This is a genomic window from Micromonospora parva (assembly GCF_000718515.1).
Classification (GTDB): Bacteria; Actinomycetota; Actinomycetes; order Mycobacteriales; family Micromonosporaceae; genus Micromonospora; species Micromonospora parva.
In genome coordinates this window covers 61,627-74,708 of record NZ_JNZS01000021.1, presented here as the reverse complement: position 1 = coordinate 74,708, position 13,082 = coordinate 61,627, and the positions used below count along the sequence as shown (strand labels likewise).

Sequence of the window (13,082 nt, the reverse complement as noted above, 5' to 3'; positions counted from 1 at the left end):
GACGGGGGTCAATCGTGGTGAAGGCGAGCGGGGGCACGACGACGGTGGGTGAGCTGTTGCTCAGCCGGCTCTACGACCTCGGGGTGCGCCATGTCTTCGGGTTGCCAGGCGACTACAACATGGATTTCCTCGACCAGATCGAGGCGTTCGACGGGATCGAGTGGGTCGGCAGCTGCAACGAGCTCAACGCCGGCTTCAGCGCCGACGGGTATGCCCGCCTCGCCGGCGTCGGAGCGATCCTCACGACGTTCGGTCCCGGTGAGCTGTCGGCGGTCAACGCGCTGGCCGGGGCCATGGCGGAGTCGGTACCCATCGTCTCGATCGTCGGCGGTCCGACCGAGGAGATCATGCGACAGCACACCTCCATGCACCACTCGCTCGCCGACGGCGATTTCGACCACTGGGTACGGGTGGCGCGAGAGGTGACTGTCGCCCAGACCTCGCTGACCCCGCAGAACGCCCTGGGGGAGGTCGACCGGGTGCTCACCGAGTGCTGGTCGCAGCAGCGTCCGGTCTACGTCCGGATGCCCGGCGACGTGGCCCACGCCGAAATCGCCCGGCCGGGGCGACGGTTCACCCGCCCCGAGCCGGTCGTGGCGGCCGGGCAGCTCGACGCCTTCGCCACGGCCGCCCGGCGGCTGCTCGACGGTGTCGAGCGGCCCGCCATGCTCGTCGGGAACCTGCCGATCCGCTTCCACCTCGGCGCCGCCGTCACGGCTATGGCCGCCGAACGGAACTGGCCGGTCGCCGCACAGTCGCTGGGACGTGGACTGCTCGACGAGTCCGACCCCCACTACGTGGGCGTCTACAACGGCGGTGACAGCGTCGACGAGGTCCGCGCGGTCGTGGAGGGCGCGGACGCGCTCGTCTGTCTGGGCACCACGTTCTTCGACTGGGACGGCCTGTTCACCGCCGACATCACGGTGGACCGGGTCATCAGCCTGCACCGGGACGCCGCAGTCGTCGCGGGCACCCGCTTCGCCCCGGTGGCCCTGCCGGCGGCGCTGCGCTGCCTGCACGAGATCGCCCCGAACCGTACGGCGCAGTGGTCACGCGCGCCGCTGCTGGCGGCCGATCCGCCCGCACTCGACCCGTCGAACAACGAACCGATCCGGCAGGCCCGGCTCTGGCCGGCGATCCAGAGCATGCTGCGTGAGGGGGACATCTTCGTTCCGGAGACCGGCACCCCGTCCTTCGGCGCGGCGACGATGCGACTGCCCGCCGACGTCACGGTCGTGTGGCCGCCCATCTGGGGCTCGATCGGCTACGCCACCCCGGCCGCCTTCGGTGCCGGGGTGGCGGCACCGGATCGACGGACGGTGCTCGTGACCGGCGACGGATCTCTCCAACTGACAGTGCAGGAGATCAGCCGGATGCTCGCCACGAACCAACGTCCGGTCATCATCGTGGTCAACAACGGCGGTTACACGGTCGAACGGGCCGTCGACGGGCGGCACCAGCCGTACAACGACATCGACAACTGGCGGTACACCGAACTGCCCGCCGTGTTCGCACGAGAGCAGGGCTTCACCGCCCACGTGGCCCGTACCGAGGGTGAACTCGCGACCATCCTGGCCGGCATCGACGGACGGCCGGCCCAGTTGACACTCGTCGAGGTGGAGACCGACCCACTGGACCTGCCCACCGGAATGCCGCAGTGGGGTCGGGAGACGTCCGCCGCCGACTACCACGCGCAGCTCGCCTCCACGCCGGTCCTGCCCCTGGGTGGGCTGCCGTAGCGCCCCGGCCGGGCCCTTCGCCGGCCGTCAACCCGCAAATTTCCGCTCGGGACATGCCCCTGCAACAGGGACGAAATGGTCAACGACCAGGCTGTGACCAGCCTGCCGGCCGCCGCCGGCCGCCGAGCGGAGGGACAGACATGTTGCTGCGAGTTCGGGTCACCCTGCCGGACCGTCCGGGCACCCTCGGCCAGGTCGCCCGCACGCTCGGCGTCTCCGGCGCGGACATCGTCCAGGTGGTGGTCCTGGAGCGGCTCGGCGGGCGCGCGGTGGACGACTTCACTGTGGTCTGGCCTGGCGCCGCCCGGGTGGAGGGACTGTTGGCAGGGCTGGCGGCGATCCCCGGCGTCCGCGTGGACGGGGTGTGGCGGGCGATCGGCGCGCCCACCACCACCGGCCAGGACGCCGAGCTGCTGGCCCAGGTGGCGGCCAACCCGGCCGACGGGCTGGCCACCCTTGTCGACGCGGTGCCCGGTCTGCTGGCGGCCGACTGGGCGGTGGCGGCGGTGGTCCCGCTGGACTGGGCCTCGCGGTCCGGGGGTGGCCCCGGGGCGACCGTGGGGCACGCCAGTTGGCGGGCACCCGTACCGCTGCGGTTGCCCGAGGTGACGCCGCTGCGCGGCCGGTCCCTGACCACGGCGGACGGCACCCACCACGCGGTCGCGCCGTTCGGACGGGCCGGCCTGGTCCTGGTGGTGGCCCGGGAGCACAGCGACACGCTCAGCGCCGCCGCGTTCCACACCACCGAGGTGGACCGGCTCTCCCAGCTCGTCCGGGCCTGCGCGGTGATCCTCGGGGACCGGCTGGACCTGGTCGGCGTACCGCCGGTCACCGTCAATCCCTGAGCCGCCACCCACCGGGGTTGGGTGGTCGGCGAGGCCCGACCCTGTTGATCTAGCCTCTCCGGAATGGACCTGGCTTTCGATGGATATCGCTGGGAGGCAGCCGGCGGTGGCGCGATCCCGGCGGGCGCGGTACCGCACGGGTACGCGGCGGACGGTGAGCCCCTGTGGGTGTGCCGCGTCCGGATGCGTGGCGGCGTGCACCCGGGCGAGGTCCGCCCGGCCTTCGGCGCCGCCAAGACCACCTGGGCCGGCGCGGAGGTCCGCGTCGACGAGTACGAGGTGCTGATGGACCACGGCGTCTGGGGCGTCGCGTCCGGTGGGGCGGTGCCCGCGGACGCGCTGCCGGCGGGCCACGAGGCTGACGGCGAACCGCTCTACGTCGCCCGCGCGGCGGTCGGGCCGGGCGCCCTGCACATCGGCAAGGTGCGGTCGGCCTTCGGCGCCGCCAACATCGGATACGGCAACGCCGAGCGGACCGCCCGGTCCTACGAGGTGCTGCTGCGGTCGCCGGCTGCCGCGCCGGCGAGCGGGCGGCGGCCCGGGATCCAGATGGACCCCACCTACGCCGACTTCGGCACCGAGCCGCCCCGCGTCGGGAACGTCACGATCACCGGCGTCGACCGTTCCTCGGCCGCCGGCGACCACCTGGCCATCGGGGCCGGCGGGTCGGTCGAGCTGGAGTTCGACGTGCCCGACCCGGCCGTCGTCGGCGAGGCCTGTGTCGCCGTCCGGGCACTCGCGTCGATGCTCTCCCGGGCGCCCGGGTACGCCCCGCTCACCGTCCGCCTCAACGGCAGGCCACTGGCCAACCGGCTGCGGATCCCCAACGGCGGCGGGCTCCCGCAACGGCTGGTCTTCGCGGTGCCGGCCGAGGAGTTGACGGCCGGCCGGAACACGCTGCGCATCGAGAGCGGTGTCGACGCCCGCAGCATGCTGTGGCTGTACCGGGTGACGATCGACCCGATGCACGCACACGACCAGGCGGGACTGGCCCTCGAACGGCGGGCGATCGCCGAGCCGGTGCTGCGGTACGCCAGCGACGCCGGCGACATCACCATCTTCATCGACCGCGGCGAGCAGGCCGTTCTCGAGCAGGTGGCCTGGGCCGACGAGTCCGGCGCCGAGTACGCGATCACGTTCGAGAAGCAGCAGGCCGCCTTCTACGGCTGGCGGCGGCAGCCGGGCGGAGAGCCGACGGAGTTCCGTGGCCGGCTGACCCAGCGCGACACCGTCGCCAAGGAGGCTCGGCGCTTCTCCACCCAGGAGGGCTGGGCCGGTGGGTGGCACCGCTCGGGTGACCTGCTCCTCTCGGTGGCCGCGGCCGGCCGCCCGGTCACCAGGCTGGCCTGGCGGGACCTGCGCGGTAACAACGGCACTGTCGCCTTCGGCGACGGTGGGTTCCTGGGTACCTACCAGCGGGTCGGGGAGGGCCCCATCGGCTACCGCGGCCGCACCGCGTAGCGGAACACCCGGGCGGGGACATCGGCCTGAGCGCTACCCGTCACCGCCGGGCAATCGGGAGGCAACAGCGGGAGACGAGGGTGGTACCCGGTGAAGGGAGCCAACCATGACGTTGTGGCGGATCCGAGCGACGGTGGACGACCGGCCGGGTTACCTGTCGGTGCTCACGGCCAGCCTCGCGCTGCGCGGGGTCAACATCCTCACCGTGCAGGTGCAGCCCACCGAGCAGGGCGCGGTGGACGACTTCCTGGTCGACGCACCGGACACGCTCGACGAGGCCGAACTGGTCGCGGCCGTCGAGCGTGGTCGTGGGCGGGACTGCTGGGTGGCGCGCAGCGAGGCGCGTGGCCTGGTCGACCAGCCCACCCGGATGCTCGGTCTCGCCAACAGGCTGGTGCGGGACCCGGATTCGACAGGTGAGGCCCTGCGGACGCTGCTCGGCGCCGACTCGGTGAGCTGGCGACCGGCGTCGACCGGCGTCGAGCGGGGCATCGCCGGTACCAGCATGTCGTTGGCCGATCCGGCGGGCGGCGCGTTCACGCTGGGCCGGGCGGCGCCCGCGTTCACCCCGGCGGAGTACGCGCGGGCGCAGGCCCTTGTCGAGCTGGCCGCCACGGTGGCGCGGCGGGCCGCCGAACAGGTCACCCTGGTGCTGCCCGACGGCGCCGAGGTGTCCGTCCGGCCGGCGTGCGCGGACGACCTGTCGGGCGTTCTGGAGTTGCACGAGGGTTGTTCCCCGCGAAGCCGGCAGCGGCGTTATCTGGGCGGAGCGTCGCTGCCCCAGCCGGCCCGGCTGCGCCGGGTGCTGGAGCCGGAGCGGGGGTTGACCCTGCTGGCCATGACGGTGGCCGTCGACGGCGCGGCGGAGTCGGTGGTCGCCATGGCGAACCTGCTCGGCGAGGGCGACGAGGCCGAGGTGGCGCTGCTGGTGCGCGACGACTGGCAGCGGCGGGGCCTCGGCACGGCGTTGCTGCGCCGGCTGGTGCGGCACGCCGACGCGGCCGGCTACGCGGCGCTCGTGCTGCACGTGCAGGCCGAGAACGCACCGATGCTGCGTACCCTGCGCCGGCTGGACCGGCCCGCCGCCACCGAACGCGACGGCACAGTGCTCAGCTGCACGGTGCCGCTCGCCGCCCCGGCCGCGGTGACCGTACCGGGCGGCTAGCGGGGGCCCTCGGGCGGTTCGCGCCGACCCGACACGCAGAACCGGTTGCCCTCCGGGTCGGCGAGCACCACGTACGGGGGCTCGGTCGGGAGTGGATCGGTCGGGTAGTGCCGCCAGTCGACACGCTGGGCGCCGAGGGTCAGCAACCTGTCGACCTCCTCGTCGAGGGTGCGCTCACCGGCGTCCAGGTCGAGGTGGACGCGGGGGAACTCCTCGGCCGGGCTCTCGCTGAGGTCCATCGCGATGGCAGCGCCGGGCATTCCGGGCGGCGGCTCCAGCACGATCCACTCGTCGCCGGGATGGCGGGGCGGGCGTCGACGGTAGCCGAGGGCGGCGGCCCAGAATGCCCCCGCCCGGTCCGCGTCGGACACTCCCAGCGAGAGCTGCGCGATCATGGCCATCACTGGACGGTACGCCAACGGCACGTCGCGGCGAGAGCCCCCTGCCTGTCGACGGAGGCCCTCGCCGCGCACCTCGGTCAGGTGGCGGGGTAGCTGCTGTAGTCGGGGAAGTTGCCGTAGAGCCGGCTGTCGCCGCCGACGGTGACGGCCTGCACCAGCAGGTCGCCGCCGACGAACGCGCCCTTCCAGGAGGCGCCCCGGCCGCCGAACGGTTCGTCCCGGTCGCCGCGTGAGCGTGGCTTGTTGATGCCCACCTTGAACGCCTGGAGGTCCACGGCGAGCTTGCCGGCCTCGTCGGTGTCGTCACAGGCCAGCGAGGCGACGAGCGCGCCGTTGGAGGCGTTCATGGCGGCCAGCAGCTCGTCGGTGGTGTCCACCACGACGATGGTGTCGACCGGCCCGAACGGTTCGGCGTGCATCAGCCGGGACCGGCCGGGCGGGGCGAGCAGCACCGACGGCGCCACGTACGCGGACGTGTCCTGCCCGGGGAGGAACGGCGCGCCGGTGAGCTTGCCCCGGTGCAGGGGAATCGCGCCGCCCCGCATCGCCTCGTCGACCTTGCGGTGCAGCTCCTCGGCCTTGGCGGCGCTGATCAGCGGACCGAAGTCCAGTTCGGGCAGCGGGTCACCGGCGGCCCAGTCGTCGCCGACGGCGAGCGGGTGACCGAAGCGGACCGAGCGGACGACCGGCAGGTACATGTCGAGGAACTCGTCGACCAGGTCGCGTTGCACCACGAACCGGGGGTACGCGGTGCAGCGCTGCTTGCCGTACTCGAAGCCCTTCTTCAGGTGGGTGGCGAGCAGGTCCCACTGGGAGAAGTTCCAGATGCCCCAGGCGTTGAGGCCCTCCTGCTCGATGAAGTGCCGCTTGTCGCTGTCGAGCAGCGCGGCGGCCACCTTGCCGCCGTTGGACCGGCCGCCGACGAACGCCACCGCACCGATCTCGGGTGCCCGGACCAGCACCTCGGACAGCTCGGCGCCGCTGCCGGAGACGAGGGTGGCGGGCAGCCCGGCGCGGCGCATCAGCGCGTGCGCGACGGTCAGGCAGACCGCGCCGCCCTGGGACGGGGTCTTGGCGATGACCGCGTTGCCGGCCAGGAGCTGCACCAGCTCGGCGTGCACCAGGACGCTCATCGGGTAGTTCCACGAGGCGATGTTGCTGACCGGGCCGGGTAGCGGCTCGCGGCCGTCGGCGAGCATCCGGTCGATCTCGCCCGCGTACCAGCGGACGCCGTCGAGCGCCCGGTCCACGTCGGCGCAGGCCAACCGCCACGGCTTGCCGATCTCCCAGACCAGCAGCAGGGCGAGCAGGTCGCGGTGGGCGGTGAGCGAGTCGAGGGCGTCGGCGACCCGGGCCTTGCGGTCGGCCAGCGGGGTCTGCGCCCAGGCCCGGTGCGCGGTGGCCGCGTGTGCGACGGCGGCGCGGGCGGTGTCGGCGTCGAGGCGGGGCAGGTTGACCAGGACGGTGTTGTCCACCGGGGTACGAACCGCGGCGGGCTGGCCGACTGCCCGCCATTCGCCTTCGACCAGGTTGTGCAGTGTGGTGACGCCGTCGACCTGGGGACCGAACGCCTCCGGGGTGGCGGCCACCGCGCGGGCCAGGATGTCGGTCCAGGCGGTGCCGTCGGCGAGTCGTAGTGCCATCGCGTTCTCCTCAGGGTTGACCGGGGAGCGGCGGCGTCGACGGCACCGCTGATGGTCGGTACTGTCCCGCGCGCGGTAGTCGGTCAGCAACCGTACGTTTGTCTGGCTGGGCGCCGGCCGGCCGAAGTCGTCCGGTGTTCGACTCGCGACGAAGGGCCGTGAACAGCGGGTACGGCGGACACTTCATCGAAATGCATGAATGTTGTGACGTTGTTGGCTTGGTTACCCGTCAGTACGAAAGGCGGGCCGGGGGACCTCCGATGTGGAGGAGCGAGGCATGCGAAACGCCCACGACCGGCCCCGGAGCGATGTCCGGAACCGGTCGTGGGTGTTCGTCGGTCAGCTGGTGAAGGTGATCCGGTCGCGTCGGCGACGCATCATCAGCAGGGCGCCGCCACCGATCAGGGCGACACCGCCGAGGGCGATGCTGGTGACGGCCACGCCGGTGAGCGGGAGGCTGCCCCCGTTGTCGCCGCCGCCAGCGCCTCCCGGGGTCGAGGCTGATCCGCCGGGCGCCACCGACTCCGACGGCGAGAGCGAGCCCGTCGGCGTCGACGTGACCGGAGTGGTCGGCGTCGGGGTGGTCGGCGTCGGCGAGTCGGTGGTCGGCGCCGGCGTCGGCGTCGGCGTCTCCGTGATCGGCGTGGTCGGCGTGGTCGGGGTCGGCGACGCGGTGGTGCCGGCGCCGGCGCACGTGTGGCTGAGGTTGAACTTGTCGCCCTCGCCGCTGACCTGGGCGCTGCCGCCGGTCAACGTCCATCCCGCCGGGGTGAAGAGGTAGGCGTGCTTCACCTGCTTGTCGCCGCCGCCGTTGGCGGACAGGAAGTCGGTGTACGGATCCGTGGGGTTCGGCACCGTCACCGTCACCGAGACGCCCGAGGTGTCCTTGAAGGTCAAGGTCAGGCTCTGGAAGTCACCGGCGCGCCTGGTGGGCAGCACGAAGTGCCAGCCGTCCTGGTTGGTGGGTCGCGTGCCGAACTTGGGGTCCTGGCACTCCTGCTGGAACGTCCCCGCCGTGGCGCCCGCGTGGGCGGGGTTGAGGGGGACGATGCTCGATGCCCAGGCCGGGGAGGCGATGGCGAGAACGGCCGTGACGGTGGCCGTGCGGACGGCCGCGCGCGTCAGGCGCCGACGCAGTGGCATGAGGAATCCTTCGGGATTGGTCGAGGGGGCCGCCCATGATCCCATGCGGGGGGCCTGCCGACGGCATCGGCCAACCGGTCTGAGCTGGGACGACGTCTTGGACGGGAAGTGCCTTCCAGGTCGACCTTCCGGGCTGGCGTGCGCGTGTCGCCGTAACGCTCGCGAGGGCTGCGGCGCTGGCGCGCAACGCGGGCTTCCCATTCGACGACGTGCACATTACATTGTCGACTATCCATGGGAGCGCTTCCACGGCCCATGGTCACACCGCCACCCCCGCTGTCGCCGGTGGCCGTGCCGCCCGTACGCCGTCCCGCGTCGGTGCGACCGCCGGCGGCGCCTCCGACAGGAGCCCGCCATGCGCCACCTGACCCGGCCGTTCAGCGGCCAGCCCGGCCGGTCACCGGCCGCCGACCAGCCCTGGCCACGGCGACTGCTGGCCATCGGCGTCGCGCTGCTCACCGGCGCGTCCCTCGCGGTGACCGCGCCGCCGTCCGCGCCCGCCTCGGCCGCGCCAGCGGCGACCTACAACTACGCCGAGGCGTTGCAGAAGTCGCTGCTCTTCTACGAGGCGCAGCAGTCCGGCCGGCTGCCCGACTGGAACCGGGTCTCCTGGCGCGGCGACAGCGCGCTCACCGACGGTGCCAGCGCGGGTGTCGACCTCACCGGCGGCTGGTACGACGCCGGCGACCACGTGAAGTTCGGCTTCCCGATGGCGTTCAGCGCCACCATGCTCGCCTGGGGCGCCGTCGAGTACCGCAGCGGCTACACCGCCTCCGGGCAACTGCCGCACCTGCTCAACAACCTGCGCTTCGTCAACGACTACTTCATCAAGGCGCACCCGTCCGCCAACGTCCTCTACGGACAGGTCGGCAAGGGCGACGACGACCACAAGTGGTGGGGCCCGGCCGAGGTGATGCCGATGGCGCGGCCCGCGTACAAGATCGATGCGAGCTGTGGCGGCGCGGACCTGGCGGGGGAGACGGCGGCGGCGATGGCCGCCTCCTCGATGGTGTTCCGGCCCACCGACGCCGCCTACGCGGACAAGCTGCTCGGGCACGCCCGGCAGCTCTACACCTTCGCCGACACGGTGCGCAAGGCCTACCACGAGTGCATCACCGACGCCACGAGCTTCTACCGGTCCTGGAGCGGCTGGCAGGACGAGCTGGTCTGGGCCGCGATCTGGCTGCACCGGGCCACCGGCGAGGCCAGCTACCTGACCAAGGCCGAGAGCGAGTACGACAAGCTCGGCACCGAGAACCAGACCACCACCCGCTCCTACAAGTGGACCATCGCCTGGGACAACAAGCAGTTCGGGGCGTACGTGCTGCTGGCCAACCTGACCGGCAAGCAGAAGTACGTCGACGACGCCAACCGGTGGCTGGACTACTGGACCGTCGGGGTGAACGGGCAGCGGGTGCCGTACTCGCCGGGCGGGATGGCGGTGCTCGACTCCTGGGGCGCGCTGCGCTACGCCGCGAACACCTCGTTCGCCGCGCTGGTCTACAGCGACAAGACCACCGACACCACCCGTAAGGCGCGCTACCACGACTTCGCCGTCCGGCAGATCAACTACGCGCTCGGCGACAACCCGCGCAACTCCAGCTACGTCATCGGGTTCGGCGCCAACTCACCGAAGAACCCGCACCACCGCACCGCGCACGGCTCCTGGTGGGACAGCCAGACCGTGCCCGTCGAGACCCGGCACACCCTCTACGGCGCGCTGGTCGGCGGCCCGTCCTCGGCCAACGACGCGTACAGCGACAGCCGGTCGGACTACGTGATGAACGAGGTGGCCACCGACTACAACGCCGGCTTCACCTCCGCGCTGGTCCGGCTGACCTCCGAGTACGGCGGCACCCCGCTGGCGAACTTCCCGGTCGCCGAGACGCCGGACATCGACGAGCTGACGGTGGAGACCACTGTGGCGCAGGCCGAACCGCGGGCCACCGGGCTCAAGGTGATGGTCTACAACAAGTCCGCGTTCCCGGCCCGCGCGCTGACCGACGGGAAGTTCCGGTACTACTTCCGGCCCGACGGCACCGGCCCGGTGCAGGTGACCGCCGGTTACACCCAGGGCTGCCCGTCCCCGACCACCGCCAAGCAGTTCAGCGGGGACATCTGGTACGTCGAGGTGGACTGCACCGGGTACACCATCGCCCCGGCAGGTCAGTCGCAGCACCGGATGGAGGTCCAGTTCAAGGTGGGCGTGCCGGAGGGCGGCACCTGGGACCCGACCAACGACCCGTCGTACCAGGCCACCGCCGGGCCGAACCGGAAGGTGCCGCTCTACTCCGGCACCACCCGCGTCTGGGGCGAGGAGCCCGGCCCGGTCGTCCCGGACACCACCGCGCCGACCGTCCCCGGCACACCCGCCGCGTCCGCCGTCACGTCGAGCGGACTCACGCTGACCTGGGCGGCGTCCACCGACACGGGCGGCAGCGGCCTGGCCGGCTACGAGATCACCCAGTCGCAGACCGGCAGCGACGCGCTGGTGCTGCGGACCGCCACCACCAACACGCTCGCGGTGACCGGGCTGCTGCCGGAGCGGACGTACCAGTTCACCGTGCGGGCCCTCGACGGCGCCGGCAACCGGTCGGCGTCGTCGGCTGCCGTCAGCGTCACCACGCCGGCCGGACCGGCACCGGACACCACCGCACCGACCGCGCCCGGCACCCCCGTCGCCTCGGCGGTCACCGCGACCGGACTCACACTGAGCTGGGCGGCGTCCACCGACAACGTGGGCGTCACCGGGTACCGGGTCTACCGCGAGGCCGGCACCACCGACGCGCTCGTCGGCTCACCCACCGGCACCACTGTCGCGGTGACCGGGTTGACCGCCTCGACCGCCTACCAGTTCTACGTGGTGGCAGTGGACGCGGCGGGCAACACCTCCGCGGCGTCCGCGCCGGTAGCGGTGACCACCGCGGCCCCGCCGGTCGGTGGCACCTGCTCGGTGGGGTACGCCACCACCGACTGGAGCACCGGCTTCACCGCCAACGTGTCGATCACCAACACCGGCACCACCGCGATCAACGGCTGGACCCTGCGGTTCAGCTTCGCCGGCGGGCAGACCGTCAGCCAGGGCTGGTCGGCGACGGTCAGCCAGACCGGCACGGCGGTCACCGCCACGAACCTGTCCTACAACGGCACGATCGCGCCGGGCGCGTCGGTGAGCTTCGGCTTCAACGGCAACCACAACGGCAGCAACCCGAAGCCGACCGCCTTCACCGTCAACAACACCACCTGCACCATCGCCTGACCCGCATCGCGAGATCGTGGGTGGTTGCCGTTCTCGCCGCGGAACGGCAACCGCCCACGATCCCCTTTTGTCGCCGAAAACCGGCCGCTGGCGGGACCAGCCGGTTGCCCGCCCGCACCGACCCGGTGATCTCGTCCGAGGGGTCGGGGATAACGCGCCGCGATTCAGGGCATCTTGGCGTGGTGGCGCAGTTGTTGACCGTCGGGCACGGCGCAGCCGACCGGGTGCGGCTGGGGGAGTTGCTGACCGGGGCCGGGGTGGCCCTGGTGGTGGACGTGCGGCGGTACCCCGCCAGCCGCACCAATCCGGACGTACGGCGGGAGGAGCTTGAGCGGTGGCTGCCCGAGTACGGGATCGACTACCGCTGGGAGCCGCGCCTCGGTGGACGCCGACACATCCCCGCCGGGGAGCCCGAGCCGGACAGTTGGTGGAAGGTCGCGGCGTTCCGGGCGTACGCCGCGCACACCCGCACGCCGGAGTTCGACGCGGCGCTGACCGGGGTGCTGGCGGACGCGGCCCAGCGGAGCACCGCGGTGATGTGCAGCGAGAGCCTGTGGTGGCGCTGCCACCGCCGGCTGATCGCCGACGTCGCGGTTCTCGGTCACGGGACGCCGGTGGCGCATCTGCTGCCGGACGGGCGGCTCAGCCCTCACCAGCCCGCCGAGGGCGCCCGCAGACTCCCCGACGGGCAGCTGTGCTGGGACGGTTGAGACTTCCACTCACTCCACGAGATCGTCGGCGAGCAGGTCCATCAACAGGCCGTCGTGCCAGCGGCCGTCCGCGCCCCGCTCGTAACGGCGCAGCACCCCCACCGGCCGAAAACCGACCTTCGCGTACGCCCGGATGGCGGCGCTGTTCGCCGCCGCCGGATCGATGGTGAAGCGGTGGTGGCCGTACTCGTCGATCAGGTGCCGGGCCAGGGTGCGGATGGCGTCACCGCCGAGGCCGGCACCGCGTACCGCCGGGTCGAGGAAGACGTCCAGGCTGGCGTGCCGGTAGTCCGGGTCCGACTCGGCGTACCACTGGATCGCGCCGATCACCCGGCCGTCGTGCTCGATCGCATACACGTGCAGGTCGTCGTCGGCGAGGTCGGCGCGCACCGAATCGGCCAGGTCGTCGCCGCCCCGCCACCACCGGCGTACCTCCGGGTCGGCCCGGATCGCCGTGAGGGCCGGCACGTCCGCGGCCGTCGCCGGTCGTAGGGTCACCGCCCGCCCGCGCAGCACCCGCTCAGCCCCGGATCTCGCCGTGCTCGACGCAGACCGCCGACCAGCCCACCGGCAGCACCTGCACCTTCATCCGACGTCGGCAGTGCTGGCAGAACCGGGGCGGCTCCAACTGGCGGGCCGACGCGCAGCCCGGGTGGGCGGTGGCCGTCGCCGCCTCACCACACCGGTCACACCACAGCTCGGTGGTCGTCATGGTC

The 13,082-nt window shown here is 72.5% G+C and carries 11 protein-coding genes; 6 read left to right on the top strand and 5 right to left on the bottom strand.

What is annotated here, in order from left to right:
- Positions 1-14: 14 nt before the first annotated feature.
- The 4 genes from IF22_RS0125295 to IF22_RS0125280 all read left to right on the top strand — a co-directional run bounded on the left by IF22_RS0125295 (position 15) and on the right by IF22_RS0125280 (position 5,210).
- The gene (locus tag IF22_RS0125295) at positions 15-1,739 is read left to right on the top strand and encodes an alpha-keto acid decarboxylase family protein (protein WP_081884003.1); all 1,725 of its coding nucleotides are present in this window, start codon (positions 15-17) and stop codon (positions 1,737-1,739) included.
- A 140-nt stretch (positions 1,740-1,879) separates the two neighbouring features.
- Positions 1,880-2,584: an ACT domain-containing protein gene (locus IF22_RS0125290; RefSeq protein ID WP_030336152.1), complete on the top strand. Its 705-nt coding sequence runs from the start codon at positions 1,880-1,882 to the stop codon at positions 2,582-2,584.
- 63 nt (positions 2,585-2,647) lie between these two features.
- Positions 2,648-4,045, top strand: a complete 1,398-nt coding sequence (locus IF22_RS34000) for a DM9 repeat-containing protein (RefSeq protein ID WP_051708776.1) — start codon at positions 2,648-2,650, stop codon at positions 4,043-4,045.
- 106 nt (positions 4,046-4,151) lie between these two features.
- Positions 4,152-5,210, top strand: coding sequence for a GNAT family N-acetyltransferase (locus IF22_RS0125280; protein WP_030336148.1), 1,059 nt, complete (start codon positions 4,152-4,154; stop codon positions 5,208-5,210).
- Here the strand turns inward: IF22_RS0125280 and IF22_RS0125275 are convergent.
- From IF22_RS0125275 to IF22_RS0125265, 3 genes are all read right to left on the bottom strand, one after another.
- On the bottom strand, positions 5,207-5,611 hold the full coding sequence (locus IF22_RS0125275; protein WP_030336146.1) for a VOC family protein: 405 nt from the start codon (positions 5,609-5,611) through the stop codon (positions 5,207-5,209). The two genes, IF22_RS0125280 and IF22_RS0125275, sit on opposite strands and share 4 nt — an antisense overlap.
- 77 nt (positions 5,612-5,688) lie before the next feature.
- Positions 5,689-7,254, bottom strand: a complete 1,566-nt coding sequence (locus tag IF22_RS0125270) for an aldehyde dehydrogenase family protein (RefSeq protein WP_030336144.1) — start codon at positions 7,252-7,254, stop codon at positions 5,689-5,691.
- A 339-nt stretch (positions 7,255-7,593) separates the two neighbouring features.
- A complete protein-coding gene (locus IF22_RS0125265; protein WP_030336142.1) occupies positions 7,594-8,397 on the bottom strand; it encodes an LPXTG cell wall anchor domain-containing protein in 804 nt (267 codons plus the stop codon).
- A 355-nt stretch (positions 8,398-8,752) separates the two neighbouring features.
- Between IF22_RS0125265 and IF22_RS0125260 the strand changes: the two genes are divergently transcribed.
- A complete protein-coding gene (locus IF22_RS0125260) occupies positions 8,753-11,656 on the top strand; it encodes a glycoside hydrolase family 9 protein (RefSeq protein ID WP_030336140.1) in 2,904 nt (967 codons plus the stop codon).
- 182 nt (positions 11,657-11,838) lie between these two features.
- Positions 11,839-12,366, top strand: a complete 528-nt coding sequence (locus tag IF22_RS0125255) for a DUF488 domain-containing protein (protein ID WP_030336138.1) — start codon at positions 11,839-11,841, stop codon at positions 12,364-12,366.
- A gap of 9 nt (positions 12,367-12,375) precedes the next feature.
- On the opposite strand, the gene IF22_RS0125250 is transcribed toward IF22_RS0125255, so the two are convergent.
- Positions 12,376-12,882, bottom strand: coding sequence for a GNAT family N-acetyltransferase (locus IF22_RS0125250; protein ID WP_030336137.1), 507 nt, complete (start codon positions 12,880-12,882; stop codon positions 12,376-12,378).
- A 4-nt stretch (positions 12,883-12,886) separates the two neighbouring features.
- Positions 12,887-13,078 carry a biotin synthase auxiliary protein BsaP gene (gene bsaP / locus IF22_RS0125245; RefSeq protein WP_030336135.1) on the bottom strand — a complete coding sequence of 64 codons (192 nt, stop codon included), beginning with the start codon at positions 13,076-13,078 and terminating at the stop codon, positions 12,887-12,889.
- Positions 13,079-13,082 lie beyond the last annotated feature (4 nt).

Bases quoted from the DNA above. Each gene is read 5' to 3' on its own strand.
- IF22_RS0125290 (WP_030336152.1), top strand. From the start codon at position 1,880: ATGTTGCTGCGAGTTCGGGTCACCCTGCCGGACCGTCCGGGCACCCTC.
- IF22_RS34000 (WP_051708776.1), top strand. From the start codon at position 2,648: ATGGACCTGGCTTTCGATGGATATCGCTGGGAGGCAGCCGGCGGTGGC.
- IF22_RS0125280 (WP_030336148.1), top strand. From the start codon at position 4,152: ATGACGTTGTGGCGGATCCGAGCGACGGTGGACGACCGGCCGGGTTAC.
- IF22_RS0125275 (WP_030336146.1), bottom strand. From the start codon at position 5,611: ATGGCCATGATCGCGCAGCTCTCGCTGGGAGTGTCCGACGCGGACCGG.
- IF22_RS0125270 (WP_030336144.1), bottom strand. From the start codon at position 7,254: ATGGCACTACGACTCGCCGACGGCACCGCCTGGACCGACATCCTGGCC.
- IF22_RS0125265 (WP_030336142.1), bottom strand. From the start codon at position 8,397: ATGCCACTGCGTCGGCGCCTGACGCGCGCGGCCGTCCGCACGGCCACC.
- IF22_RS0125260 (WP_030336140.1), top strand. From the start codon at position 8,753: ATGCGCCACCTGACCCGGCCGTTCAGCGGCCAGCCCGGCCGGTCACCG.
- bsaP (WP_030336135.1), bottom strand. From the start codon at position 13,078: ATGACGACCACCGAGCTGTGGTGTGACCGGTGTGGTGAGGCGGCGACG.